Below are 25,464 nucleotides of genomic sequence, written 5' to 3'. Positions count from 1 at the left end.
TTCCTTGCGATCAATATTAATCGACAGGAGCTAATATTGTTCAAGCTGTCACGGTAACCGGCACCGATTTAAAGGCTGGTGTCTTGCTGCGGGGATCTACCGCGGTGCCGACGAGCACATTGGCTTCCGGATAATAGGCCAGCACCGAGCCGCGCGGCAGGTCAAAGAGCGTCGCCACCCCTTCCATCCTGCCGACGTCTGAGTTCACCCGAACCTTCTGTCCCTCGACCAGCCCGCGTTCGGCCATGTCCTCGCCATTGAGGAAGATCGAATAGCGTCCCGCTTTGCCGCGATAGCTGTCCGTTTCCTCATAGATGATCGAGTTGAACTGCCCCTCGCTGCGCACCGAGGCCAGCATCAATTTGCCCGGCTCGACCTTGGGAATATCCGTGACCACGAAATGGGCCCGTCCATCCACCGTTCCGAACTCGGGCACATGCATGACGCGGTTGCGGATATGGAATTCGCGTTTGGCCACGTCGATATCGGCCAGCTCCTCCATTCCCGGTACGATCGCTGCGATCGCATCGCGGATTTTCGCGTGTTCGGCAAATGCCTCGAAATCGATGGGCGAATTCGCCAGCACCCGTTTTCCCAGCTGCCCCAGGATCCAGCTTTCCGGTCGCACGGTGTCGATCCGGCAAATGCCGCCATCCGAGAGGCGTACGAAGTTGAACATCGATTCCTGGGTGGTCGGCTCCCATTCCTCGTCGCGTGCCGTCACCGGCAGGATCATCACCTCGCCATCGCCCAATCCATGCACATGGCCCTGGTTGAGTGTCGTGGTGAGAAAGAGCTTGAACCCGATCGCCCCCATGGCCCGGGTTGAAAACGCCGTGTCCGGCGTCGCCGCCCAGAGATTGCCGCCCATGATCACGGCCGCATCGACCTCCCCGGCCTCGGCCCGCTTGAGGCAGGCCATGGTATCGAGCCCCTTCTCCTCGGGGAATTTTATCCCGAACGCCGCTTCCATCTTGGCCAGCACGTCTCTCGCCAGCACGGGCTTGACGCCAATGGTGCCGATCCCCTGCACATTTGAGTGCCCGCGCAGCGGCAAGAGCCCTGCATAAGGCTTCCCGATCATGCCGCGCAGCAGCGCCAGATTGGCGATGGCTTCCACATTGGCGACACCATGGACATGGTGCGTCATGCCCATGCCCCAGGCGAAAACTGCGTTCTGCGCCCGTCCATAGGCAGCCGCGACCCGGCTGATCTCGTCGCGCGAAAGCCCGCAGGCCGCGGTAATCTCGTCCCAGCCAAGCCCATCGAGGTCCTCCCGAAACGCCGAGAAGTCCGCGCCATGGGCGGCGATGAAGTTCCGGTCTTCGCTGCCCTGCTCGAGCACTGCCTTGGCCAGCCCCTTGAACAAGGCGATGTCAGAACCGATCCGCGGCTGCAGATAGTCCGAGGCGATCTCACTGCCGCCCTTGAGCATGGACATCGGCGATTTCGGGACGGCGAATTTCACCAGTCCCGGCTCCTTGGCAGGATTGATGACAATCACCTGCCCGCCCCGCTCGCGGCAGTTCTTGAGCATATGAATGAAGCGCGGGTGGTTTGACGAAGGATTGGCGCCGATCACAAAGATCAGGTCGGTGCCCGTCAGATCCTCGAGCTCGACCGTCGACGTGCCTTTGCCGATCGTGGTGGCCAGCCCTTCACTCGTCGCCTGATGGCAATAATAGGAGCAGTTGTTGACGTTATTGGTGCCACAGGCGCGCGCCAGCAGCTGGAACAGAAATCCGGCCTCGTTGGACGAGCGACCCGAGGAGTAAAAGAAACTCCGCTGGGGGTCGGTTTCGGCCAGCCGCCCTGCGGCATGGTCTAGCGCTTCCTCCCAGCCGATGGGCTCGAACCGCTCCGAGCCAGCGCGCCGGAACAGCGGCACCCCGAGGCGGCCCAGATGCTCCATTTCCTTGCCGCTCAGCTCACTGAGGTCGGCGATCGTATGCTCGAAGATCTCATGCGGGATCGGCGGCTGGATATCGGTCGATTGCGCCTGCACGCTTTTGTTGCAGACCGAGGGAAACTCATCGAGCTCATTGGTCATGCCACCGCGCTGGCCGCCCATGCCATAGGCACAGGCCTTGCAGGCGTTCTTCGAGGTTAAGGCCTTGGCGGACTTGCCCACCCCCATCCGCGTGATGGTGGACAGGGTATAGAGCACCTTCTTGGGGCCTCCCCCGACAATTGTGCTGGTATCGGCCACGAACACATGCTCCCCGAAACTGTTCGCGCCATTGTCACGGGAGAGCTTTCTCAAAGCAAGTTAGCACTGGAGCTAAATGCTTCACTTTCCGGAACGGCACGGCACCGCCGTCGTTGGGCTACCACTGCAACACGGAGTTATACCATGCGCACTTTCCTCAGAATCTCGCTGGCCAGCCTGCTGCTTGCGACCCCAACCCTTGCCCAGGAAGCCATGGGCACCTTCATCAATCAGGATGGCGCGGAGGCGGGCACTGTCACCCTCACGCAGGGCGAAGGATCGGTCACCCTCTCCGGCTCCGCCTCTGGCCTCAGTGAAGGTGAACACGGCATCCACTTCCACACGACCGGAAATTGCGATTCCGCGACCAAGTTTGAAAGCGCCGGCGACCACTTCAATCCGACTGACCACCAGCACGGCCTCGAAAATGACGCCGGCCCCCACGCCGGCGACCTGCCCAATATCACCGCCGGCGCCGATGGCCTCTCTGAGTTCGAGGTGACGTCCGCGTCGATCTCCCTGACCGAGGGGGACGAGGGTTATGTCTTTGACGAAGACGGCACCGCGCTCATTATCCATGCCAGTGCCGACGATCAGGTGACCGACCCATCAGGCAATTCCGGTGACCGCGTCCTCTGCGCCATGGTCGAGGCCGCCCCTGCCCCCTGACGACAAAAAGGCCCCGCCACATTGGCGGGGCTTTTCCTCAATCGGTTGGTCCGATGCGCCCGGCCGCTGATGCACCTTTCCCATTCAGGCGATCAGCGCCGTGAGATAAAAAACGCCTGGCGGCCCCTTTGCCGCCAGGCGTGCTCTGGAAAGAAAGAGGCCGCATCACACGACCTTCTTCCGAAGATTAGTAGACGAAAACCGTCAACTGGTTGCCGCTGCGGTTGACCGCAAACACCCGCGACGGGCTGTAGCTCGAGCGACTGATCGAGGCGTTGAGCAGCGGATCGCTGCCGATCGCAGCCTGCAGGTTCTGCCCCAGACCGGTGCTGCTCAGCGCCGATGCCAGCCAGGTCTGGACTTCCGGACAGATGGCAACCCGCTGGATGGCCACATTGCTGGCCCGCTGCCAGGACCCGTCAATCCGCGTGTCGCGGATCAGGCGTTCCAACTGCCGTGGCTGCGTGCCGACACAGGCCGCCGATCCACCGCCACCGCCGCTGGAATTGGTCGAGGCAATCGGCAGCCCGCCGCCACCCCCACCGTTGCCGCCGCCGCCATTGCCGCCACCGCCGCCGTTGCCGCCGCCACCACCGGAGCCGCCGTCTCCACCACCGCCTCCGCCGCCGCCGTTGCCACCGCCGCCGCCGCCACCGTTACCACCGCCGCCGATGCCGATATCGACATCAACCAGCCGTGGACCGCCGACCGTGGCGTCGACATTGGCCGCGCCGTTGAGCAGATTGACATTGGCATCGACAAGGCTGCCGCCGCCCACGCCGACAGTCGCCCCGGCAATAGGCTGGGAACCGCCCACATTGAGGTCGACAAGATTATCGCCTCCGACGCCCAGATTGATCAGCCCGGAAGAGGAAGCGTCCCCCGAACCCAGAGTAATCAGGGCACTCTCGCCCTCACCACCGATAATACCCAGCAGGGACTGCGCCTGCGCCGGCAACGACACACCAGAAAGCAAGGCCAGTGACAGAAGCGTTCTCGAAAAAATTTTCATGATTCTTCTCCTTTGGGACCAGAGCGATTTTGGTCGCTACAAAGAAGAACAGAAGTTACGCCCCAAAGTTTTATCACGAAAAATTCAATAACATTCGGCGTTTAAGCCGCATTAACCGATTTGTTAAAACTATACTGAATCCACCCAAAATAAAGAAGGCGCGGAACCTTGGTTCCGCGCCCCATCGGGGTCACATCGAAGGAGCGTCAGCCTTCGCGCCACCGCCGACCATGATGGCGATCCGGGGAGGAGATCGGTTCGCCGCTAGCCGTACTGCTGATGTGCAGTTCGCCAGTTCAACGGCAGAGGAGCGGTTGGGTTCCCCATATTGTCACCCAATAGCGCCAAGCTGTCGCGCTATGTCGGCAGCACCTGCAGCGCCTTGATCGCCGCCGAGGCCCGGTTCTCGACCCCCAGCTTGGTGTAGACCTGCTCGAGATGCTTGTTCACCGTGCGCGGGCTGAGCCCCAGAATATCGCCGATATCCTTGTTCGACTTGCCCCGCGCGATCCACAGCAACACTTCGCTCTCGCGATTGGTCAGCCCAAAACGCTGCCGCAGCGCGTCCTCCTGCCCCGCCGCCTGCGCTCCCGCCAGCCGGAAGAGATATTCCGCGCCCCCCACAATCCCGAGGAATGAAAACTGCAACAGCGGCGCCTCGGGCAGCGACAGCTCGAACCCGCCGCCATGGCCGGGATTCCCCTTGAGCCAAAGCGCAAACCTTTGCGCCATCTCCGCCTGCCCCGCCCCATCCATGCCCGAGCGCTCGAGCAGCCGATTGGCCTGCGGCGTCGACCACATCACGCCCCCGGCTTCATCGAACGCCACCAGATGCCGTCCGGCTGCATCCAGCGCAATCCGCGCGCTCTGCGCCCGCCGTGCATTGGCCAGATGCACCCGGATCCGCGCCCGCAGTTCATCGACATTGATGGGCTTACTGAGATAATCCACGCCCCCGCTTTCGAGCGCATGGATGATATGCTCGGTCTCGGTCAGCCCGGTCATGAAGATCACCGGCACATGGGTCAGGGTCGCCATGGCCTTGAGCTGGCGGCAGGTTTCGAACCCGTCGAGCCCCGGCATCACCGCGTCCATCAGCACCACATCGGGCGTCACCCGCTGCGCAATGCCTAGCGCCGCCTCCCCACTGCGCGCCACCAGCACCGTTACCCCCGCCGTCTCCAGCGCCGCCGTGACAAAACCCAGCGATTCCGGGCTGTCATCGACCAGAAGGACGATGTCCTGATCCCTCTCAAGCCGGCTCATGGCCAATTGCCTCCAGCACTTCCGCATACCCCTCAAAATCATAGGCCTCGAGCGGCTTTCGCAGTGCCGCCACCAGCGCCCCATTGGCCGGATCTGCCGCGAGCTCGGCCAGCTTCGCCTCGATGCCGCGGATATGGCCGATCTGCCCCAGGCTCGCCAGCTCCTGCAGATGCTCAGCCCCCGGATTGCGCAGGACTGCGTCCGCCGCAGCCCCCGCTGCCCTCTCCCCGGCAAACCGCCACTCGAGCTTGAGATGCCGCCCGATCTTGTCCAGCAATTGGTTGAGATCAAACGGCTTGGCGAGGCTGTCGCTATGCCCGGCATCAAGGCTCGCGGGGCCCGCCCCGTCGCCCACATTGGCCGAGAGCATGATAATAGGCGCGCCCACCGCCCGGCTTCGCAACGCCGCTGCCAGCTCCCAGCCGCTCATCCCCGGCATGCGGATATCGAGGAAATAGAGGTCCGGCCGCACGATATCGAGCACCGCAAGACACGCCGCTCCATCCTCGGCTGTCAGCACGGTAAAGCCCAGCGGCGTCAGCATCTGCCGCAAGAGTTCGCGATGATCGAGATTATCGTCCACCACCAGAATTGTGCGATGCGCGCCCTTGTAGCCGACAATCTCCCGCGCCGCCGAGAGATGCGCCGCGGGCCGCTCCACCTTGGACAGCATCAGCCGCGCCTGAAACCGCGTCCCCACCCCGGCCGTGCTCGACACGCTGATCTCCCCGCCCAGCGTTTCGGTGAGCAGCTTGGTGATGGTCAGCCCCAGCCCGAGACCCGGCGTGAAGCGGTTATGCTCCGCCTCCCCGCGCACAAAGGGCTCGAAAACATGCGGCAGCTCCGCCGCGGGAATGCCGCTGCCACTGTCCTCGACCACAAAGCTCGCCACCTGCAACCGGTAACCAACTTCAAACCGGACATGTCCGGCGCTGGTGAATTTTATCGCGTTTGACAAGAGGTTAACGAGGATCTGCCGCAGGCGCTTTTCATCCGTCCTCACATAGAGCGGTAGCGACTTTGCCCGCTCATGCCGAAACTCCAGCCCCTTGGCCCGCGCCTGCAGCCGGAACATGTCGACGATCTGGTCGAGGAAGTCGTGGATGTTGATCTCGTTGGAATAGACGTGCAGCCGCCCCGTCTCGATCCGCGAGATATCGAGCAGCCCGTCGATCAGGCCCGACAAATGCTCTGCACTGCGTCGGATCACCTGCACCGAGCCGCGCCGGTTCTCCGGCACGCCCTCGTCGCGTTCGAGGATCTGCGCATAGCCCATCACCGCATTGAGCGGCGTGCGCAATTCATGGCTGAGCCCCACCACATAGCGCGACTTGGCCTGATTGGCCGCCTCTGCCTTTTCCATGGCCCGCTGCAGCTCTGCATCGGTGCGCCCATGCGCGTCGATTTCCTTGAGCAGCAGCGTGTTCTGGCGCGAGCTCTCCTCCTCCGCCACCAGCCGGCTGTCATGCGCCAGCACCAGGAACCAGGTCATGATCCCCGCCGCCACCGCGAAGACGAAGAACACCACCAGCAGCGTCCCGCCCACCACTTCTGCCGTCGCCGGCGCCGCCCCGATGGCAAAATAATAGATCAGCCCCAGGATCGCAGCGAGAATACCCATGGCGATCCCCATGGACACGCCATAGCGCCCCAGCCGCGTCTGCAGTTTTTCAATCGCCGATGCCGGCAGGATCGTCGCCGCTACCGCATGGGTCTGCGCCCGAAAATGCGCGTGGGGCTTGCACATATCGTGGCAGCGCGCGTCGAGCGAACAGCAGAGCGAGCAGATCGGCGCCGCATAGGCCGGGCACCAGGCCATGTCCTCGGGCTCGAACGGATGCTCGCAGATCGAGCAGGTAACCGAAGGCTTGGCCGCCCAGCTCTTCCGCGGCTTTCGCGCCAGATAATACCTCCCCTTGGTCGCCCAGGCGATTGCCGGCGAGGCCACGAAGCACACCACCAGCGCGATATAAGGCGCCAGCGCCGCCGCCATTTCTCCGAAAGCGCCGAAATGCGCCGCCAGCGCGATCACCGCCGATAGCAGCATCGAGCCGACCCCGACCGGATTGATGTCGTAGAGATGAGCGCGCTTGAATTCGATCCCCGGCGGCGCCAAGCCCAGCGGCTTGTTGACGAAGAGATCGGCCGAGATCGAGCAAAGCCAGGCCATGGCGACGATCGAGAAGATCCCCAGCGTCTCTTCCAGCAGCCGGTAGATCCCAAGCTCCATCAGCAGGAGCGCAATGGCCACGTTGAACAAGAGCCACACGACCCGGCCCGGATGGCTATGGGTCAGCCGCGAGAAGAAGTTCGACCAGGCCAGTGACCCCGCATAGGCGTTCATCACATTGATCTTGAGCTGGCTCACCACGACGAAGACCGCCATCAGCATCAGCGCCATGAACTCGTTCGGGATCATGTAGCCAAAGGCCACCGCATACATATAGCCCGGCTCGGCGGCTTGCTCCGGCGCCACGCCCACCGACAATGCCAGCACGGCAAGGAACGACCCGGCGATCAGTTTTGGTGCACCGACGATCACCCAGCCTGCGCCGGCGAGGAAAATGCCGATCTTCTGCCGCCATTTCGGCGCGCCCTCGGCGGGCAGAAACCGCAGAAAGTCCACCTGCTCGCCGATCTGGGTCATCAGCGCCAGGATCACCGCCGACGCCGCGCCGAATTTGGCCACCTCGAACGGGGCAAAACTGCCGGCCGCGCCCTCTTGCTGCCCCAGCCCGCCGAAGGCCCGCCACAGGTCGAACTTTTCCCAGTCCATGAAGGCGATGAAGATGAAGGGCAGGATGTTGAGCACGATCCAGATCGGCTGGGTCACGATCTGGAACCGGCTGATCATGGCAATGCCGTGCGTCACCAGCGGGAGCACCGCCAGCGCCGAGACAATATAGCCGATCCACAGCGGCAACCCGAAGGCCAGCTGCAGCGCGCTCGCCATGATCGAGGCTTCGATGGCAAAGAGGATGAAGGTGAAACTGGCGTAGATCAGCGAGGTGATGGTCGAGCCGATATAGCCAAAGCTCGCCCCGCGCGTCAGCAGGTCCACATCCACCCCATGCCGCGTCGCATAGCGCGCAATCGGCACGCCCACGAGCAAGATGGCAATCGAAGCAATGACGATCGCGATCAGCGCATTGGTCGTCCCATAGGAGAGCGTGATGGCCCCGCCGATGGCTTCCAGCGCCAGAAACGAGATCGCCCCGATGGCCGTTTGCGAGATGCGATCATTGGAAAAGCGCCGCGCCGATTTGGCGGTAAAGCGCAGCGCATAGTCCTCGAGAGTCTGGTTTGCGACCCAGCGATTATAGTCACGCCGAATAGGAATGATCCGCTGTCGCGCCATTATTCGCCCAGTTAATAGACAGAAACACTCTCTGCCCAAAAAATTACCAGCGCATCCATAGCACGCTTTTTCGTCAAATCACCCGGTTTTTCGGGCGCTTGGTGCGATTGCCCGCGCCGCGGGTTCCCGGCGGTTACGTCAATCGACGTATAGGGCTTTGAGGCGCATCCGCCCCAGTCTCCTCCCGAGACGCCTCCCTTGGTGTCATCGGGGAACAAACTTTCAGGGGACTAACATGACCATTTTCAGCGCCCGCAGCGCTCTTCTCGCCGCCGCTCTCGCCGGCAGCACTGCTCTGCCGATGGTTCCGGCCATCGCGCAGGACGACACCATCAAGGTCGGCATCCTGCACTCGCTTTCGGGCACCATGGCGATCTCGGAAACGACGCTCAAGGACACCATGCTGTTCCTGATCGAACAGCAGAACGCCAAGGGCGGCGTGCTCGGCAAGCAGCTTGAAACCGTCGTCGTCGACATTGCCTCAGACTGGCCGCTCGCCGCCGAACTCGCCCGCCAGCTGATCGAAGTCGATGATGTCGACGCGGTCTTCGGCTGCTGGACCTCGGTCTGCCGCAAGTCCGTGCTTCCGGTCTTTGAAGAGCTCAATTCCCTGCTCTTCTACCCCGTCCAGTACGAAGGCGAAGAGAGTCAGCGCAACGTCTTCTACACCGGCGCCTCGCCCAACCAGCAGGCCATCCCGGCCGTTGATTACCTCGCCGACGAAGAAGGCGTGGAACGCTGGGTGCTGGCCGGCACCGACTATGTCTACCCGCAGACGACCAACAAGATTCTTGAGCAGTACCTGCTCGACAAGGGCGTCGCCAAGGAAGACATCCTGATCAACTACACGCCCTTCGGTCACTCCGATTGGCAGACCATCGTTTCCGACATCAAGGCCTTCGGCTCGACCGGCAAGAAGACCGCCGTGGTCTCGACCATCAATGGCGACGCCAACGTGCCGTTCTATCGTGAGCTGGGCAACCAGGGCATCAAGGCCGAAGACATTCCCGTCGTCGCCTTCTCCGTCGGCGAAGAAGAACTCTCCGGCTTCGACACCACCCCGCTGGTCGGCCATCTCGCGGCCTGGAACTACTTCATGTCCGTCGAGACGCCCGAGAACGAAGCCTTTATCGCTGATTGGCAGAAATTCATCGGCTCGACCGACCGCGTCACCAACGACCCGATGGAAGCCCACCTCATCGGCTTCAACCTCTGGGTCAAGGCCGTGGAGGCCGCGGGCTCCACTGAGGCCGACGCCGTGATCGACAGCATTGTCGGCCTCGAAACCCCGAACCTCACCGGCGGCATCGCTAAGATGCTCCCCAACCACCACGTCACCAAGCCGGTGCTGATCGGCGAAATCCAGGACGACGGCCAGTTCTTCGTGGTCTGGGAAACCGAAGACCTCGTCCCCGGCGACGCCTGGTCCGACTTCCTGCCCGAAAGCGCCATGCTCGAAGCCGATTGGACCGCCCCGATCAACTGCGGCAACTACAACACCGAAACCAAGACCTGCGGCTCCGCCGTCGCCTCCAAGTAACCACCACCCGCGCCAAACACGCGATCTACCCCTCCCCCTCCTTCAGGGGGAGGCCGGGTGGGGGCTCGCTGGGCCGACCACGGCACTCTCCCACCAACAGTCGGCGATCAAACCACCGCCCGCTGCCCCATCGCCTCCCTCCCCCTTGTGGGGAAGGAATGAGGGTGGGGGACGGGTAAGACCACGGAACTCTCCCCAAACTCGATCTACCCCTCCCCCTCCTCCAGGGGGAGGCCGGGTGGGGGTTCTGAAACTCGATCTGCACACCACCGACAAGGACACCAAGCGATGACCAATTTCCTCCGCCTCGCGCTCCTGGCCCTGTCGCTTCTCTTCCCGGCCACCGCCCAGGCCCAGACCGACATTCCCACCGCCATCGCCGCCATGGGCGAAGCCAGCCTCAAGGAATTGGGCGCCATCGTCACCGAGCTCGCCACCACCGGCGACACCGCCGTGGTGCCGGCCCTCACCGCCCTTGCCGACGGCAATCTCTATGTCGACGACACCTCCGGCCGCGTCGTCATCCAGACCGGCAAACAGATTACCGATCCGCTGACCGGCGACGCCATCGAACTCGGCCCCGACGCCGACCTCTCGCGCATCCGCGTCAACAATGGCCTGCGCCGTGACATCGCCACCGCGCTCTCGGGCATGACGCTGATGAGCGACGATCCCGCCCGGCGTCGCTCCGCGGCCGCCCAGCTTCTCGCCAATCCGGATCCGGCCAATCTGCCCATTCTCGATGCGGCCATTGCGGCCGAAACCGACACCGCAATCCGCGACACGCTCGAGACGGCCCGGGCCGTCATAATCCTGCGGGATAAAGATGCACCGATCAGTGACCGACAGGCCGTAATTTCGCGGATTGCTGCGGGAAATGCTAACAATGCGCTAACCAATTTGACCCTCGCGCTACAAGATGCGCCACCCGAACTCGCCACCAGCATCAACGCCGCGCTCGCCGGCCTCCAGCAGGCCAAGGCAGTCCGCGACGCGCTGCAAAATGTGTGGTTTGGCATATCTTTAGGCTCGGTTCTCCTCCTCGCTGCCATTGGCCTCGCCATCACTTTCGGCGTCATGGGCGTCATCAACATGGCGCACGGCGAAATGGTCATGCTCGGGGCCTACACCACCTTCCTCGTCCAGCTGGTGATCCGCACTAACTTCCCGTTTCTGCTCGACTATTCCCTTCTCATCGCTCTCCCCGCCGCCTTCCTCGTCACCGGCGCCATCGGCATCGGCATCGAGCGCGGCATCATCCGCTGGCTCTATGGCCGCCCCCTCGAAACCCTCCTCGCCACATGGGGTCTGTCGCTGATCCTGCAGCAGACCGTCCGCTCGATTTTCGGCCCCACCAACCAGATGGTCATAGCCCCAACCTGGATGTCCGGCTCGGTCGATTTCTTTGGACTTTCCATCACTTACGGCCGGTTCTGGATCGTTATCTTTGCGCTACTGGTCTTCGCAACCCTGCTGCTCGTCCTCAACCGCACCGCCCTTGGCCTGCAGATGCGGGCCGTCACCCAGAACCGCCGCATGGCCTCCTCCATGGGCATCCGCACCCCCTTCGTCGACGCTATGACTTTCGGCCTCGGCTCCGGCATCGCCGGCCTCGCCGGTGTCGCCCTCACCCAGATCGACAACATCTCCCCAAACCTGGGGCAGAACTACATCATCGACAGCTTCATGGTCGTGGTCTTCGGCGGTGTCGGCAATCTCTGGGGCACCCTGGTGGGCGCGCTAAGTCTTGGTATCGCCAACAAATTTCTCGAGCCTTATGCCGGCGCCGTGCTGGGCAAGATCATCATTCTGGTCCTCATCATCCTCTTCATCCAGCGCCGCCCGCGCGGCCTCTTCGCCCTCAAAGGGCGGGCGGTGGAGCAATGATCATCCGACATTTGCAGCCCCCCTCATCCGGCGCTCCGCGCCACCTTCTCCCTCGAGGGGAGAAGGGAAGCCCGGCTCTCGTCACCAATTCGATACCCCCCTCTCCCCTTGAGGGAGAGGGTGCCCGAAGGGTCACTGAATTCGTTGCCGAATTCGGTTGGGGTGAGGGGGTGCTTCTGAAAGGTACAAGACCATGCTGACCCAAGCCCTGTTCCGCGCCCTCGACAAAAAGGCCATCTGGGTCATCGGCATCTTCCTTGCCGTCGCAATCCTCGTGCCCATGGCCAACCTACTTATCCCGCCGGGTAATTTCGGCCACGTCCCGACCTACATGGTCTCGCTGTTCGGCAAATATCTGAGCTACGCCATCCTGGCGCTCGCGCTCGATCTGGTCTGGGGCTATTGCGGCATTCTCTCGCTTGGCCACGGCGCCTTCTTCGCGCTCGGCGGCTATGCCATGGGCATGTATCTCATGCGCCAGATCGGCAGCCGTGGCGTCTATGGCAATGCGACCCTTCCGGACTTCATGGTGTTCCTCAACTGGAAGGAACTGCCATGGTATTGGCAGGGCTTCGATAATTTCTGGTTTGCCATGGCGATGGTGGTGTTCGTGCCCGGCCTCCTCGCCTTCGTCTTCGGCTTCTTTGCCTTCCGCAGTCGCGTCACCGGGGTCTATCTCTCGATCATCACCCAGGCGATGACCTTCGCCCTGCTGCTCGCCTTCTTCCGCAACGACATGGGTTTCGGCGGCAATAACGGGCTTACCGACTTCAAGGAACTCCTCGGCGCCCCGGTCCAGGCCCAAACCACCCGTGCCGCCTTGTTTGCGGCAACCGCAATTACCCTCGCGCTCTCGGTGCTGGTCTGCTCAATGATCGTCAATTCCAAGCTGGGCAAGGTCATGGTCGCCGTGCGCGATGCCGAGAGTCGCACCCGCTTCCTCGGCTATCGCGTTGAGTATGTAAAACTTTTCGCCTTCACCGTCTCTGCTATCATGGCCGGTGTTGCCGGGGCGCTCTATGTCCCACAGGTGGGCATCATCAACCCCGGCGAGTTCGAGCCGGGCAATTCCATCGAGGTTGTCATCTGGGCGGCCGTCGGCGGTCGCGGCACCCTGATCGGGCCGATCATCGGCGCCATCGTCGTCAATCTCGGCAAATCCTGGTTCACCACCGTCCTGCCCGAATTCTGGCTCTTCGCCCTCGGCGCGCTCTTTGTCTTGGTCACCCTCTTCCTGCCCAAGGGCATTGTCGGGCTCTGGAAACAGATCGCGAGCCGTCGCCGCACTGTCCGCGCCGAAACACCCGCCGCCCCGACGCCTCCTGCCTCAGCCCAAATTACACGCGGCGAAAATCCGGCACGCTTTGGCGCCGCCCCTCAACCTGGTCCAGCGGAGTGAGCACCATGCAAAAAGCTCAGCAAACCATGCTCTACCTTGATGGCGTCTCCGTCGCTTTCGACGGGTTCAAGGCCATCAACAACCTCTCGATCATCGTCCGGCCGGCAGAAATGCTGGCGATTATCGGCCCCAACGGCGCTGGCAAGACAACGATGATGGACATCATCACCGGCAAGACCCGACCCGATGCCGGCGAAGTGCTGTTCGACGGACGCACCGATCTCACCCGGCTCGACGAGGCGGGGATCGCCAATCTCGGCATCGGCCGCAAATTCCAGAAACCCACCGTGTTCGAAAGCCATACGGTCTGGGACAATCTCGAAATGGCGCTGAAAAAGCCGCGCGGCATTTTCGCGACGCTGTTTTACGCGCCCGATGCAGCGGACGAGGCGCGCATCACCGAGATCCTCGACACTGTCCGTCTTACCCATCGCAAAGACGAACTGGCCGCCAATCTCAGCCATGGCCAGAAGCAATGGCTCGAGATTGGCATGCTGCTTGCACAGGATCCGAAGCTCCTCCTGGTCGATGAACCGGTGGCGGGCATGACCGACAGCGAAACAGAAGAGACCGCAAAACTGCTCAAGCACATCGCCCAGACCCGCTCTGTTGTCGTCGTCGAGCACGACATGAACTTCGTGCGCGCGCTGGGTTCGCGGGTGATCTGCCTTGCCGAAGGCTCGGTGCTGGCCGAGGGCTCCCTCGATCAGGTCAGCGCCAACCCCGTTGTTATCGAAAGGTATCTCGGCCGATGAGCGCTGCACTCTCCCTCGACACCATCGACCTCCACTATGGCGCGGCCCAGGCGCTGAAGGGCGTTTCCATCGAGTGCCGCCCCGGCCGGATCACCGCCATTCTCGGCCGCAACGGCGTTGGCAAATCCTCGACCATCCGCGCCATCGCCGGCATCAATCACATCTCCTCGGGTGCCGTAATTTTCGGCAGTGATCTGCTTAAAAAAGCGCCACCCTACAAACGCGCTCGCTTGGGCCTCGGCTACGTTCCCCAGGGTCGTGAAATCTTCCCGCTTCTGACAGTGCGCGAAAATCTCGAAACCGGCTTTGCCGGTCTTGCCCGCGCCGACCGCAACGTCCCGGACTACATTTTCGAGCTCTTCCCGGTCTTGAAGGCCATGCTCAATCGGCGCGGTGGCGATCTCTCTGGTGGCCAGCAACAGCAATTGGCCATCGCCCGCGCCCTCGTCACCCGCCCCACCCTGCTCGTCCTCGATGAACCCACCGAAGGCATCCAGCCCTCGATCATCAAGGATATCGGCCGGGCGCTGCAATTCCTGCGCGACGAGAAGGGCATGACCATTCTTCTGGTCGAACAGTTTCTCGATTTCTGCCGCGAGATCGCTGACGACATCTACGTCATGGATCGCGGCGAGATCATGCATAGCGGTTCTGCCCAGGATCTGGACCGGCCCGAAATACGTCAACACCTGATGGTCTAGACAAGAAAAGGCACCCGGCAAGCCGGGCGCCCTGAAAGGAACAGATGGACTGCGCCTTAGCGGGTGACGAGACCCGCATCCAGGCATGCCTGGAGATCAATGGTATCGAGGTCGATCGCGCTGGTCATATTGGCCATCTCGTTCACGGCCGGCGCATCCTCAATGGTTGCATCAGCAGCGCCGGACGAATCGTCGGAAGCATTGCTGTCAGGCTCGGAACTTTCCGTCGCAGTGCTGGTGGATGCAGTGGTGTCAGCAACCAGCAACTGGTCGCAGCGTTCCTGGACGGCAGGCAGGTCGGCATCGCTGAGGTCAACACCGTTGATGGACGTCTGCGCCATTACCGAACCGGTGAATGCAAGGCTTGTGCTCAGGGCGAGAATAGAGAGTGCAGATTTGATATTCATGCCTATAACCTCTTGAAATTTCGCTATCAAAGAGCGTTTGCTCAAGAAACCAACGGAGCGGACGAGGTATCGTTGCGATGATACCCGCGCCTCTCACACATGTTATCGCCCACCCCAAAATGCAGCGCGCACGCGGAACTGGCCGCGTCGTTACATATCTTCGCGGAGCATCCACTTGTCTTGACCAACTCTATCAGGACGGCTGCGCCAAGATCCGCCTGCCCCGGACACACTCCGATGCACTGGAGGCCATCCTCATCAATACTGCCGGCGGCCTGACCGGAGGGGACATTCTCGACTGGAGGGCGGAGGTCGCTGCCGATGGGCAGATGATCCTCACTACCCAGGCCTGCGAGCGCAGCTACCGCTCCACCGGTGCAACGGCTGAAGTGACCACCCGCCTCAAGGTCGGCCGCAACGCCCATCTCGACTGGCTGCCGCAGGAAACCATTCTCTTTGCCGGCAGCCGCCTCGCCCGCATCCTTGAGATCGATCTCGACGATGGCGCGACCCTGACCGCGATCGAGGCCGTACTGCTGGGCCGCGACGCGATGGGCGAGGAAGCGCGGGACGCCGTCTTCACCGACGATTGGCGCATCCGCCGCAATGGCCGGCTGGTCCATGCCGAAGCCACCCGTCTCGACGGCCGCGACCGCGAACGCGACGCACTCTCCCTCCTCGACGGCGCCCGCGCCATCGCCACCATCGTCCATCTTGCTGCCGACGCCGACCGGGCGGCGCAGCGCCTCGCCCATATCCGCGCCGCCCTGCCGCCATCCGCAAACATTGCAGCCAGCCAGATCGGCGAGCGCGTGGTGGTGCGCGCCAGCGCGCCCAGCGGGCTGGCGCTGCGCCGCCTCATCGTTCCCATTCTGATCGACCTCACTGGCGCCGGTAATCTACCGCGCCTGTGGCACCTCTAGGACCAGGCCATGAACCTCACCCCGCGCGAAAAAGACAAATTGCTGATCGCCATGGCGGCCAATGTAGCGCGTCGCCGCCTCGAACGCGGCGTCAAGCTCAACCATCCCGAGGCTATCGCCCTCATCACCGATTTCGTCGTCGAAGGCGCTCGGGATGGCCGCCCTGTGGCCGAGCTGATGGAGGCCGGCGCCCATGTCATCACCCGCGACCAGGTCATGGAGGGCATCGCCGAGATGATCCACGACGTCCAGGTCGAAGCCACTTTTCCGGACGGCACCAAGCTCGTCACCGTCCACCAGCCGATCCGATAGGAACCGACCATGCTCAATCGCACTCTCCTCGCCCTGTCCCTGACGCTGGCCGCCACGCTGCCGGCCTTCGCCCATCTCGATCCTACAGAGCATGGCTCCTTCGCCGCCGGCTTCAGCCATCCCCTCTTTGGCCTCGACCACATTCTTGCCATGGTGGCTGTCGGCCTTTGGGCCGCACAACAGGGCGGCCGCGCCATCTGGCAGGTGCCGGCAGCCTTTGTCGGCACCATTGCCCTCGGTTTTGGCTTCGCCATTTTCGGTGCGCCCCTTCCCTTCGTCGAGCCGGTGATCCTTGCCTCGGTGGTTTTCCTAGGTGTGGCAATCGCCCTGGCGCTGCCCATCCCGACCGCGGCTGTGGCTGCACTTGTTGGTTTCTTCGCCTTCTTCCATGGCCACGCCCATGGCGGTGAACTCGGAGAGGCCGGCGCCTGGGAGTTTGCCAGCGGCTTCCTCATCGCAACCGCCGCCCTCCACGCCGCCGGCATTGCCGCTGGCCTCGGCCTTGCCCGCGTCAGTGGCAAGCTCATCACCCGCGCAGCTGGCGCCGCGACCGCCCTCGGCGGCCTGTGGCTGGCTTTCGGCGCCTGATCGGAGGGCGTCAGATGATCCCCGGCGAAGTCATTCCCAAACCAGGCACGATCGAGATCAATGTCGGTGCCGCCCAGATCGTGCTGGAGGTCGCCAATACTGGCGACCGACCCATCCAGGTCGGTTCGCACTACCATTTCTATGAGACCAATGCCGGCCTGCGCTTCGATCGTGAAATGACCCGCGGCATGCGGCTCGATATTGCCGCCGGCACTGCAGTGCGGTTCGAGCCGGGCCAGACGCGCGAAGTCCGCCTCATTCCCATCGGCGGCGACCGACGCGTCTATGGCTTCCGCCAGATGGTCATGGGGCCACTGTGATGGAGGTCATGTGTCGAGGCAAAAGCCGCACCGCGGCATGGCAATTTATGCCAAATGGTGGTTTAAGGACCGCCACCCAAACCCTTTGCCTGGACGCCCATGACGACCGCACCGACCAAAGAAGCCGAATTCAAGCAGCGCTTTGCCTCTGTCCTGCAGGACCTGCAGGAGGCTGGCACGCGCGACGGCGAGACGATGGCGCTGATCGGGAGCCTCGCCTCCGAGCTGGCCGCCTCGCTGAAACAGCAGAGCTGGAGCGGCGCGAAATCCGTGATGACCACGGAGACCTACAACGATTTGCTCAAGACCTTCGAGGCCAAGGGCAACGGCCACCACCAGGCCGGTCGCATCAAGCAGGCCTATGCCATCCAGGCTCTCGCGGTCTCGCTGATTGTCGCCACCCAGCGGGCCGACCAGGTCATGGCCCAGGGCGAGATGCTGCTCGACGCGATCATCGATCGCTCGGTGGCCATCTACCGCCAGCAGACCCGGTCCAACCCGAACTAAACCACACCCCGCTTCCAGCCGCATACGGCCTTGCGCGCACGTCCCATCCGGGGCGGGCACCAAAGGTGTTTGCGCTGTCCGTTCTTCACGCCTGCCCCTGATCTTCCGGAGCCGCCATGCCTGCTCAGATTTCCCGCGCCGCTTATGCCGACATGTATGGCCCCACCACGGGCGACAAGGTGCGACTGGCCGATACCGAGCTCTTCATCGAGGTGGAGAAGGATTTCACCATCTACGGCGAAGAGGTGAAGTTCGGTGGCGGCAAGGTCATCCGTGATGGCATGGGCCAGTCCCAGCGCACCCGCGCTGAAGGCGCCGTCGACACCGTCATCACCAATGCCCTCGTTGTCGACCACACGGGCATCTACAAGGCCGATATCGGTCTCAAGAACGGTCGCATCGTCGGCATCGGCAAGGCCGGAAATCCCGACACCCAGCCCGGCGTCGACATCATCATCGGCCCCTCCACCGAGACCATTGCCGGCGAAGGCCGTATCCTCACCGCCGGCGGCATGGACGCTCATATCCACTTCATCGCCCCTCAGCAGATTGAGGAAGCCTTGATGAGTGGCGTCACCACCATGCTTGGCGGCGGCTCTGGCCCCGCTCATGGCACGCTCGCCACCACCTGCACCGGCGCCTGGCATATCGAGCGCATGATCGAGAGCTTTGACGCGTTCCCGATGAACCTGGCGCTCGCCGGCAAGGGCAACACCTCGGTCCCCGCCCCGATCGAGGAGATGATACTCTCGGGCGCATCCTGCCTCAAACTGCACGAGGATTGGGGCACCACCCCGGCCGCCATCAACAATTGCCTTGCCGTCGCCGACGACTACGACGTGCAGGTGATGATCCACACCGATACGCTCAACGAGAGCGGCTTCGTCGAAGACACGATCGGCGCCTTCAAGGGCCGCACCATCCATGCCTTCCATACCGAAGGCGCTGGCGGTGGCCACGCCCCCGACATCATCCGCGTCGCGGGCCTGCCCAATGTCATCCCCTCCTCGACCAATCCGACCCGGCCCTACACGCACAACACCATTGCCGAGCATCTCGATATGCTCATGGTCTGCCACCACCTCGACCAGAACATCCCCGAGGACGTCGCCTTTGCCGAAAGCCGCATCCGCAAGGAGACGATCGCCGCAGAAGACATCCTCCATGACATGGGGGCCTTTTCAATCATCTCGTCCGACAGCCAGGCCATGGGCCGCGTCGGCGAAGTGCTGATCCGCACCTGGCAGACCGCCGACAAGATGAAGCGCCAGCGTGGTCCCCTGGCCGAGGAAACCGGCGACAACGACAATTTCCGCGTCCGACGCTACATCGCCAAGTACACGATCAATCCCGCCATCGCCCATGGCATGAGCCAACACATTGGTTCGGTGGAAGTGGGCAAGCGCGCCGACCTTGTGCTCTGGAACCCAGCCTTTTTCGGCGTGAAGCCGGAAATGGTGCTGATCGGCGGCTCCATCGCGGCCGCCCCGATGGGCGACCCGAACGCGTCCATCCCGACGCCCCAGCCCATGCACTACCGGCCCATGTTCGGCGCCTATGGCAAGCTCGTCAGCCGGTCATCGGTCACCTTCATCTCACAGGCCGCCCATGATGCGGGCCTGCGCAACCGCCTCGGCGTCGACAAGGACCTCGTGCCTGTCACCAATACGCGCGGCGGCATCGGCAAGGCCGCGATGAAACTGAACAGCGCCATGCCCCATATCGAGGTGCATCCGGAAACCTACGAAGTGCGCGCCGACGGCGTCCTGCTCACCTGCGAACCAGCGACAGTCCTGCCAATGGCCCAGCGCTACTTCCTGTTCTAGGCGGACAAACCCTTGCCAGATCGCGTATTCGCCATGATTGTGGGGCCGGTTGGTGGAAGTGCTTCGGCATTTCACCCAACCAGGAGGGAACACATGAACATGACGAAAACCATGACCGCTACGGCGGCACTGATCCTGCTCGTCTGCGGCAGCGCCTTGGCCCAGGACGAAATTCCTGCGCCCGCTCCAGCCCCACAGAACAATGTGAGCGCCGCCCTGACGCTGACACTGCAAAGCGCTGGCGACATTGAGCGCACAAACGAAACCTATCAGTGCAGCAATGGCGACGTGCTCACCGTTCAGTACATCAATGCGGCGCCGAACTTCCTCGCCATCGTGCCAATCGAGGGTGAGCATCACGTCTTTGCCACCACTATCTCGGGCTCGGGCGCCCGTTACGTCTCTGGCCCCTATGAGTGGTGGAGCCACCAGGGCGAAGGAACCTTGCGCGATCTCATGCAGGACGAGGAGGCTGAGCCCATGCTGAGCTGCACTCAGGCCAGCAATACCCCCTGACGGACAAGATGCAGACCGTAACAGCGGAAATATTCCCTCATATGCGCGTCCTGCTCGGCACTGTTATCGGTCTGGGCATGGCGCGTCTTCTCGTGACCATCGCTGGCATCATCCAGCACCCCCATCGCGCCAAGCTGTCGGCCCTACACCTGCTCTGGGTGGGGTCCATGCTGCTGGAACTCCTGCTGTTCTGGTGGTGGGAATTCGCGCTGTTCAAGTTCAGCCATTGGAATTTCGGCATAGCGGTCTTCCTCGTCGCCTTTGCCATTCTCCTGTTCCTGATCGCCGCGCTGCTGTCGCCGGACAACCTCTCAGATTATCGGGGCTACGAAGACTTCTTCATCAAGCGCCGGAAATGGTTTTTCGGCCTCTTTGCCGCCGTTGCCGTCTTCGACGTCGCCGACACTCTTCTTAAGGGCACGGGGCACTGGGAGGAATATGGCGGCCTCTACTTTGTCCAGGCCGCCGTCGGCCTCTCCTTCTGCGCGCTCGGAGCGTTTTCGGCCAATGCCCGCGTCCATCTGGCAATCGTCATCATCCACCTGATGCATCAGGCAACGATGGCTGCCCGCTTTTTCTACACAACCTGACTGGAACGACCGCCCCTATGCACGCCGTCATTGCCCTCCACGCCGCTGCCGACAGACGCGAAGCGCCCATCGACACGATCACGCTGGACCACGACGAGCGCCGTGTCCGGCGCAAGCTACTGCGCGGCGCAAAAGGCACGGAAGTCCTGCTGGATCTGCCGCAAGTGACAACGCTCGAGCATGGCCAGCGGCTGGAGTTGGACAATGGCAGCGATGTGGCAATCGTCGCCGCACCGGAGCTTCTTTACGAAATCCGCGCCCGCGACACGGCCCATCTCATCCGGCTCGCCTGGCATATCGGCAATCGCCACACCCCGGCCCAGCTTGATGAGCATCGCATCCTCATCAAGCGCGACCATGTCCTCAAAACCATGCTTGAGGGACTTGGCGCCACGGTGAGCAATGTGACTGAGCCTTTCTTTGCCGAGCATGGCGCCTATCACAGCCATAGCCACGCCGATGGCGCCCACGCCTTGCTCGCCCGCCCGTGAGTGCCGCGCTGCAAAAACTCCTGACCTGGCTCTCCCCGGCTTTTCCGGTAGGCGCCTTCGCCTGGTCGGCCGGGCTCGAAACCGCCATTGTCGATGGTCGCGTGCAGGATCGCGCCAGCGCCGAGGACTGGATTTCCGGCAGCCTCCACCATGGCGGCCTGCGCAATGACGCCATCCTGCTGGCCCATGCGCACCGTCACTTTGCCAACCCGGCCCAATTGGCAGAGCTCGCCGATCTCTGCCTCGCGCTCACGCCCTCCAGCGAACGCCATGCCGAAACGCTGCAGACCGGTCGCGCCTTCATCCTTGCCAGCGCCGCCTGGCCCAGCACTGCGCCAGCGGCCCTGCCCGAAGCCTGCCCCTACCCTATTGCTGTAGGCGCAATCGCCGCCAGCCACGCGGTCGACCTCACTTCAACCCTCCTGGCCTACCTCACGGCAACCATCCACGGACAGGTCTCGGTGGCCGTGCGTCTGGTCCCAATCGGCCAGACCGATGGTCTCTCCATCATGGCGTCGCTGGAGCCGGAAATCGCACAGATTGCCGAACTTTGTCTGGCAGCGACACTAGACGATATCGGCAGCGTCGCTTATGGCGCTGATATCGCCCAGATGAAGCACGAAACCCTGGCGACGAGGATTTTCCGCTCATGAGCATGCTCATTGCCGCCTTCGTTTGTATCGCCCTGTTGGCTGTCTCCCTCGCCCATTTCGTCTGGGCCATCGGCTTTTCATGGCCCTTGCGCGATCAGAAATTGCTGGCTCAGACCGTGGTCGGTTTTACCGGCATCGAAAAGATGCCGAACCGCCTGCTGACCTTGGCCGTCGCCATCGCCACCTTCTACGCCTCGATGATCGCGCTTGCCATCGCCGACCCTGAGGGCGGCGGCATGGCGCTCAATCTCGTCGGCGGCCTCTTCGGCGCCATCTTCGTTGCCCGCGGTGTCATCGGCTACACGCCGCAGTGGCAGGCGATCACGGCGGAACCGATTTTCCGCCTTAACGATCGTCGGGTCTACTCGCCGCTCTGCCTGTTCATCGGCCTCGGCTTTTTCGCCCTTATCGCCCTTCGCCTCGTCTAGGAGAACCTTCCATGTCCAAGAGCCTCAACGGTCCGCTGCGTATCGGCATTGGTGGGCCGGTCGGCTCGGGCAAGACCACGCTGTGCGAAATGCTGCTCAAGGCCATGCGGGATCGCTACTCGATGGCCGTGGTCACCAACGATATCTACACCAAGGAAGACGCGCTGATCCTCTCGCGGGTTCAGGCCATCTCCGAAGACCGCATTGTCGGCGTTGAAACCGGCGGCTGCCCGCACACCGCCATTCGCGAAGACGCCTCGCTGAACCTGGCTGCCATTGACGAGCTCAATCGCAAATTCCCCGACCTCGACATCATCCTGATCGAAAGCGGCGGCGACAATCTGGCAGCGACCTTCTCGCCAGACCTTGCGGACCTGACCATCTACGTCATCTCGGTCGCCCAGGGCGAAAAGATCCCGCGCAAGGGTGGCCCGGCAATCTCGCGCTCCGATCTCCTCGTCATCACCCACACCGATCTCGCGCCCTATGTCGGCGCCAGCCTCGAAGTCATGGAGAGCGACACGCAAAAAATCCGCGATGGCCGGCCCTATGTCTTCACCGACCTGCTGCGCCGCGAGAGCCTCAACCAGATCATCGGCTTCATCGAAAAGCACGGCGGCTTTGTCGCTGAGGCGGCCGAGTAAGTGAGCCATCTGCGGCTGCGCAAGATTCTTGCCGGTCCGATCATGGCTGCCTCCTGGCCCCTTGGACTCCGACCGGTGGAACTGAGCAGCATCGATCCGCGCCTAGCGCACGCTGTTCTCGAAGAAGCCCTCCCCGGCCGCATCGCGCCGTTCCCCGACTGGCACGGCAATCTCGTCACCGACAGCGAATACGACCCCGGCCTTTGCGTCGCCGCTGTCGCGGAAGACGGAACGGTTGCCGGCTTCATCCAGTGCTGGACCAGCAATTTCATCAAGGACCTGGCGGTCGCTCCCACCTTCCGGGGGCGGGGTATTGGTGCCGCCTTGATGACACATGCCTTCGGCCTCTTCGCCAAACGCGGCGCCGACTATGTCGACCTCAAGGTTGAACCCGAAAACACTGCCGCCCGCCGGCTCTATACGCGGCTTGGCATGGTGGAAGTCCCCGGCTAGCTTTCGGCCGCAGGTCGCACCAGAGCCACCACCGAGCGCGGCGGCAGCGTCGCCGTGCCTTGCGTGAGCACGAGGCTGCCCGTTTCGTCCGAGACAATGCCGACGGACCAGTCACCCTCCGGGAGATGGGCCACCACCGGCTCGATCCGGCGGTTGATCCAGACGATGACCTCATCCTCCTTGTGCCGAAGATGCGCACCCAGAACCGAGCCGGCCGGATCGTTCCAGTCGCCCTCTGTCATCTCCCGTCCATCCGGGTGCAGCCACACGACGTCGCGAACCCCATGGTGCTCGCGACCGGTGAGCCAATGGTCATGGGTGATCGCCGGATGCGCCTTTCGAAAGGCAATGAGCCCTGCGGTCAGCTCGGCAATGCCGTCGTCGGTCCTGTCCCAGTCGAGCCAGGTGATCTCATTGTCCTGCGCATAGGCATTGTTATTACCCTTCTGCGTGCGGAACATTTCGTCACCCTGCTGCATCAGCGGGGTCCCGCGCGACAGGAACAGCGTTGCCAGCAGCGCTTTCACGTCGCGCTTGCGGGCGCTATTAATCACCTCGTCAGTGCTCTCGCCCTCGGCCCCGCAATTCCACGAATAATTCGCGTCGTGGCCATCACGGTTGTCTTCGCCATTGGCGCCATTGTGCTTGTGGCTGTAGCTGACGAGATCGCGCAGGGTAAAACCATCATGCACGGCCAGAAAGTTGACGCCATGGCTGGGCTTGCGGCCATCTCGGTCAAAAATCTCCGATGACCCCGCAATCTTGCCGGCCAGCGAGCCGATGCGGCCATTCTGCCCTTGCCAGAAGGCTCGGACCTCATCGCGATATGTGTCGTTGTGCTCAAAAAACTCGCGCCCGAACTGACCCAGCGCATAACCACCCGGTCCCGGGTCCCAGGGTTCGGCGACGAGGATGCACTGGCTCAGCAGCGGGTCTTCCTTGATCAGCCGGATCATCTCGGCATTGGGATTGAACCCCGGCTCGCGCCCCAGAATGGTCGCCAGATCAAAGCGGAAGCCGGAAACACCGCCCTCTTCGACAAAGGCGCGGAGGCTCTCGATCACCAGCCGCTGCACCGCGGGATGGTCGCACCGTAGTGTATTGCCGGTGCCTGCATCATTGACCAGCACCTGCCGCCCATCGACCGGCACGAAGCGATAATAGCTGTGCGGGTCGAGCCCCATCATGCTGACGATGGGACCCTCGGCGTCACTCTCGCCGGTGTGGTTATAAACCACGTCGAGGATCACCGAGATCCCGGCCTTGCGATAGACGTCGGTCATCGCCCGCAGATCGGCCATGCCGCCCGGCGCGAGGCGCGGATCCACCGCGAAATAGGTGATGGGATTATAGCCCCAGGCATTGGCAAGACCGAGTGGCGGCAGATGCCGCTCATCGATCCACGCCGCGATGGGCATCAGCTGCACCGTGTCGACCCCGACGCGCTTGAGATGCTCGACAACGGGCTTTGCCGTCAGCCCCTCAAGCGTCCCTCGTACCCGTTCGGGTACAGCCGGATGGCGCTTGGTGTAGCCGCGCGCATTGAGCTCGTAGAATGTCCCCGGCGCCTTCTTTCGCGGCACCGCAGGAGCCGCCCCCGCCCCCGGAACGATCGCCTTGGGCACCAGAATGGACGTATCGAAATTGGCCTCTCGCGGCATCCTCAGGCGCGGCGAATAGGCAAATTCCCGATCCAGCTGGCGCGCATAGGGATCAACCAGCAGCTTCGCCGGATCAAAAAACAGGCCTTGGTCCGGGTCATAGGCGCCATCCGCCCGTAACCCGTAGCGTGCGCCCGGCCCGATACCAGCGACAAGACCAGCGAAAATATTGTCCGCCTTCACATCCAGCTGGTATCGCCCGATTTCCCGGTCATTGCTGTCAAACAGGCAGACCCAGATGGCCTGCGCCGCCTCCGAATAAACGGCAAAGTTCACCCCACCCGGGACGGGTGTGGCGCCGAGCGTTTCGATAGACCCGGCGCCGGGCACAATGTGGATAGTCATTCAT

25 protein-coding genes are annotated in these 25,464 nt (G+C 62.8%); 19 read left to right on the top strand and 6 right to left on the bottom strand.

Annotated elements, in window-relative coordinates:
* Window positions 1-40: 40 nt before the first annotated feature.
* Window positions 41-2,209, bottom strand: a complete 2,169-nt coding sequence (locus tag NYQ88_RS07715; protein WP_275654360.1) for an FdhF/YdeP family oxidoreductase — start codon at window positions 2,207-2,209, stop codon at window positions 41-43.
* Window positions 2,210-2,353: 144 nt separating this feature from the next.
* Here NYQ88_RS07715 and NYQ88_RS07710 point away from each other — a divergent pair, with 144 nt between their 5' ends.
* Window positions 2,354-2,878 (top strand): superoxide dismutase family protein, encoded by a 525-nt coding sequence (locus tag NYQ88_RS07710; RefSeq protein ID WP_275654359.1) that lies wholly within the window; start codon window positions 2,354-2,356, stop codon window positions 2,876-2,878.
* A gap of 187 nt (window positions 2,879-3,065) precedes the next feature.
* Here NYQ88_RS07710 and NYQ88_RS07705 read toward each other — a convergent pair whose 3' ends face one another.
* The 3 genes from NYQ88_RS07705 to NYQ88_RS07695 form a co-directional block, all read right to left on the bottom strand.
* Complete coding sequence (locus NYQ88_RS07705) at window positions 3,066-3,890, bottom strand: hypothetical protein (RefSeq protein WP_275654358.1); 825 nt, start codon at window positions 3,888-3,890, stop codon at window positions 3,066-3,068.
* Between the two features lie 357 nt (window positions 3,891-4,247).
* Window positions 4,248-5,156 (bottom strand): DNA-binding response regulator, encoded by a 909-nt coding sequence (locus NYQ88_RS07700; RefSeq protein ID WP_275654357.1) that lies wholly within the window; start codon window positions 5,154-5,156, stop codon window positions 4,248-4,250.
* Window positions 5,143-8,517, bottom strand: a complete 3,375-nt coding sequence (locus NYQ88_RS07695) for an ATP-binding protein (protein WP_275654869.1) — start codon at window positions 8,515-8,517, stop codon at window positions 5,143-5,145. Before NYQ88_RS07695 ends, NYQ88_RS07700 begins: the two co-directional genes overlap by 14 nt.
* Before the next feature lie 232 nt (window positions 8,518-8,749).
* Here NYQ88_RS07695 and urtA point away from each other — a divergent pair, with 232 nt between their 5' ends.
* From urtA to urtE, 5 genes are all read left to right on the top strand, one after another.
* Window positions 8,750-10,054 (top strand): urea ABC transporter substrate-binding protein, encoded by a 1,305-nt coding sequence (urtA, locus tag NYQ88_RS07690; protein ID WP_275654356.1) that lies wholly within the window; start codon window positions 8,750-8,752, stop codon window positions 10,052-10,054.
* 288 nt (window positions 10,055-10,342) lie between these two features.
* Window positions 10,343-11,941 carry an urea ABC transporter permease subunit UrtB gene (gene urtB / locus NYQ88_RS07685; protein WP_275654355.1) on the top strand — a complete coding sequence of 533 codons (1,599 nt, stop codon included), beginning with the start codon at window positions 10,343-10,345 and terminating at the stop codon, window positions 11,939-11,941.
* A 193-nt stretch (window positions 11,942-12,134) separates the two neighbouring features.
* A complete protein-coding gene (gene urtC, locus NYQ88_RS07680) occupies window positions 12,135-13,340 on the top strand; it encodes an urea ABC transporter permease subunit UrtC (protein ID WP_275654354.1) in 1,206 nt (401 codons plus the stop codon).
* 5 nt (window positions 13,341-13,345) lie between these two features.
* On the top strand, window positions 13,346-14,095 hold the full coding sequence (gene urtD / locus NYQ88_RS07675) for an urea ABC transporter ATP-binding protein UrtD (protein WP_275654353.1): 750 nt from the start codon (window positions 13,346-13,348) through the stop codon (window positions 14,093-14,095).
* Window positions 14,092-14,796, top strand: a complete 705-nt coding sequence (gene urtE / locus NYQ88_RS07670) for an urea ABC transporter ATP-binding subunit UrtE (RefSeq protein ID WP_275654352.1) — start codon at window positions 14,092-14,094, stop codon at window positions 14,794-14,796. Before urtD ends, urtE begins: the two co-directional genes overlap by 4 nt.
* Window positions 14,797-14,852: 56 nt before the next feature.
* Here urtE and NYQ88_RS07665 read toward each other — a convergent pair whose 3' ends face one another.
* Window positions 14,853-15,203 (bottom strand): hypothetical protein, encoded by a 351-nt coding sequence (locus NYQ88_RS07665; protein ID WP_275654351.1) that lies wholly within the window; start codon window positions 15,201-15,203, stop codon window positions 14,853-14,855.
* Between the two features lie 119 nt (window positions 15,204-15,322).
* On the opposite strand from NYQ88_RS07665, the gene NYQ88_RS07660 reads away from it, so the two are divergent.
* From NYQ88_RS07660 to NYQ88_RS07600, 13 genes are all read left to right on the top strand, one after another.
* Window positions 15,323-16,126, top strand: coding sequence for an urease accessory protein UreD (locus NYQ88_RS07660; RefSeq protein WP_275654350.1), 804 nt, complete (start codon window positions 15,323-15,325; stop codon window positions 16,124-16,126).
* Window positions 16,127-16,135: 9 nt separating this feature from the next.
* Window positions 16,136-16,438, top strand: a complete 303-nt coding sequence (locus NYQ88_RS07655) for an urease subunit gamma (RefSeq protein WP_275654349.1) — start codon at window positions 16,136-16,138, stop codon at window positions 16,436-16,438.
* A 9-nt stretch (window positions 16,439-16,447) separates the two neighbouring features.
* A complete protein-coding gene (locus NYQ88_RS07650) occupies window positions 16,448-17,026 on the top strand; it encodes a HupE/UreJ family protein (protein ID WP_275654348.1) in 579 nt (192 codons plus the stop codon).
* Between the two features lie 14 nt (window positions 17,027-17,040).
* Window positions 17,041-17,346 carry an urease subunit beta gene (locus NYQ88_RS07645; RefSeq protein ID WP_275654347.1) on the top strand — a complete coding sequence of 102 codons (306 nt, stop codon included), beginning with the start codon at window positions 17,041-17,043 and terminating at the stop codon, window positions 17,344-17,346.
* A gap of 99 nt (window positions 17,347-17,445) precedes the next feature.
* Window positions 17,446-17,853 (top strand): hypothetical protein, encoded by a 408-nt coding sequence (locus NYQ88_RS07640; RefSeq protein WP_275654346.1) that lies wholly within the window; start codon window positions 17,446-17,448, stop codon window positions 17,851-17,853.
* A gap of 116 nt (window positions 17,854-17,969) precedes the next feature.
* The gene (ureC, locus tag NYQ88_RS07635) at window positions 17,970-19,679 is read left to right on the top strand and encodes an urease subunit alpha (protein ID WP_275654345.1); all 1,710 of its coding nucleotides are present in this window, start codon (window positions 17,970-17,972) and stop codon (window positions 19,677-19,679) included.
* Between the two features lie 93 nt (window positions 19,680-19,772).
* The gene (locus NYQ88_RS07630) at window positions 19,773-20,195 is read left to right on the top strand and encodes an MliC family protein (protein WP_275654344.1); all 423 of its coding nucleotides are present in this window, start codon (window positions 19,773-19,775) and stop codon (window positions 20,193-20,195) included.
* An 8-nt stretch (window positions 20,196-20,203) separates the two neighbouring features.
* Window positions 20,204-20,785 (top strand): hypothetical protein, encoded by a 582-nt coding sequence (locus tag NYQ88_RS07625; protein ID WP_275654343.1) that lies wholly within the window; start codon window positions 20,204-20,206, stop codon window positions 20,783-20,785.
* A gap of 17 nt (window positions 20,786-20,802) precedes the next feature.
* Window positions 20,803-21,276 (top strand): urease accessory protein UreE, encoded by a 474-nt coding sequence (locus NYQ88_RS07620; protein ID WP_275654342.1) that lies wholly within the window; start codon window positions 20,803-20,805, stop codon window positions 21,274-21,276.
* Window positions 21,273-21,929: an urease accessory protein UreF gene (locus NYQ88_RS07615; RefSeq protein WP_275654341.1), complete on the top strand. Its 657-nt coding sequence runs from the start codon at window positions 21,273-21,275 to the stop codon at window positions 21,927-21,929. Before NYQ88_RS07620 ends, NYQ88_RS07615 begins: the two co-directional genes overlap by 4 nt.
* Window positions 21,926-22,357, top strand: coding sequence for a DUF3995 domain-containing protein (locus tag NYQ88_RS07610; protein WP_275654340.1), 432 nt, complete (start codon window positions 21,926-21,928; stop codon window positions 22,355-22,357). The genes NYQ88_RS07615 and NYQ88_RS07610 overlap by 4 nt, the downstream gene beginning before the upstream one ends.
* Before the next feature lie 11 nt (window positions 22,358-22,368).
* Entirely contained in the window at window positions 22,369-23,001 is a 633-nt protein-coding gene (ureG, locus tag NYQ88_RS07605; protein WP_275654339.1) for an urease accessory protein UreG, read from the top strand.
* On the top strand, window positions 23,002-23,454 hold the full coding sequence (locus NYQ88_RS07600) for a GNAT family N-acetyltransferase (RefSeq protein ID WP_275654338.1): 453 nt from the start codon (window positions 23,002-23,004) through the stop codon (window positions 23,452-23,454).
* Here NYQ88_RS07600 and glgX read toward each other — a convergent pair.
* Window positions 23,451-25,460, bottom strand: a complete 2,010-nt coding sequence (glgX, locus tag NYQ88_RS07595) for a glycogen debranching protein GlgX (protein ID WP_275654337.1) — start codon at window positions 25,458-25,460, stop codon at window positions 23,451-23,453. The two genes, NYQ88_RS07600 and glgX, sit on opposite strands and share 4 nt — an antisense overlap.
* Between the last annotated feature and the right edge of the window lie 4 nt (window positions 25,461-25,464).

Source organism: Devosia sp. SD17-2 (assembly GCF_029201565.1).
Lineage (GTDB): Bacteria > Pseudomonadota > Alphaproteobacteria > Rhizobiales > Devosiaceae > Devosia.
Note: the sequence above shows the minus strand (reverse complement) of the source record. Positions and strands in the feature narration are given on the sequence as shown.

Coding starts and splice junctions, on each gene's coding strand:
- NYQ88_RS07710 (WP_275654359.1), top strand. CDS start 2,354: ATGCGCACTTTCCTCAGAATCTCGCTGGCCAGCCTGCTGCTTGCGACC.
- NYQ88_RS07705 (WP_275654358.1), bottom strand. CDS start 3,890: ATGAAAATTTTTTCGAGAACGCTTCTGTCACTGGCCTTGCTTTCTGGT.
- NYQ88_RS07700 (WP_275654357.1), bottom strand. CDS start 5,156: ATGAGCCGGCTTGAGAGGGATCAGGACATCGTCCTTCTGGTCGATGAC.
- urtA (WP_275654356.1), top strand. CDS start 8,750: ATGACCATTTTCAGCGCCCGCAGCGCTCTTCTCGCCGCCGCTCTCGCC.
- urtB (WP_275654355.1), top strand. CDS start 10,343: ATGACCAATTTCCTCCGCCTCGCGCTCCTGGCCCTGTCGCTTCTCTTC.
- urtC (WP_275654354.1), top strand. CDS start 12,135: ATGCTGACCCAAGCCCTGTTCCGCGCCCTCGACAAAAAGGCCATCTGG.
- urtD (WP_275654353.1), top strand. CDS start 13,346: ATGCAAAAAGCTCAGCAAACCATGCTCTACCTTGATGGCGTCTCCGTC.
- urtE (WP_275654352.1), top strand. CDS start 14,092: ATGAGCGCTGCACTCTCCCTCGACACCATCGACCTCCACTATGGCGCG.
- NYQ88_RS07665 (WP_275654351.1), bottom strand. CDS start 15,203: ATGAATATCAAATCTGCACTCTCTATTCTCGCCCTGAGCACAAGCCTT.
- NYQ88_RS07660 (WP_275654350.1), top strand. CDS start 15,323: ATGCAGCGCGCACGCGGAACTGGCCGCGTCGTTACATATCTTCGCGGA.
- NYQ88_RS07655 (WP_275654349.1), top strand. CDS start 16,136: ATGAACCTCACCCCGCGCGAAAAAGACAAATTGCTGATCGCCATGGCG.
- NYQ88_RS07650 (WP_275654348.1), top strand. CDS start 16,448: ATGCTCAATCGCACTCTCCTCGCCCTGTCCCTGACGCTGGCCGCCACG.
- NYQ88_RS07645 (WP_275654347.1), top strand. CDS start 17,041: ATGATCCCCGGCGAAGTCATTCCCAAACCAGGCACGATCGAGATCAAT.
- NYQ88_RS07640 (WP_275654346.1), top strand. CDS start 17,446: ATGACGACCGCACCGACCAAAGAAGCCGAATTCAAGCAGCGCTTTGCC.
- ureC (WP_275654345.1), top strand. CDS start 17,970: ATGCCTGCTCAGATTTCCCGCGCCGCTTATGCCGACATGTATGGCCCC.
- NYQ88_RS07630 (WP_275654344.1), top strand. CDS start 19,773: ATGAACATGACGAAAACCATGACCGCTACGGCGGCACTGATCCTGCTC.
- NYQ88_RS07625 (WP_275654343.1), top strand. CDS start 20,204: ATGCAGACCGTAACAGCGGAAATATTCCCTCATATGCGCGTCCTGCTC.
- NYQ88_RS07620 (WP_275654342.1), top strand. CDS start 20,803: ATGCACGCCGTCATTGCCCTCCACGCCGCTGCCGACAGACGCGAAGCG.
- NYQ88_RS07610 (WP_275654340.1), top strand. CDS start 21,926: ATGAGCATGCTCATTGCCGCCTTCGTTTGTATCGCCCTGTTGGCTGTC.
- ureG (WP_275654339.1), top strand. CDS start 22,369: ATGTCCAAGAGCCTCAACGGTCCGCTGCGTATCGGCATTGGTGGGCCG.
- glgX (WP_275654337.1), bottom strand. CDS start 25,460: ATGACTATCCACATTGTGCCCGGCGCCGGGTCTATCGAAACGCTCGGC.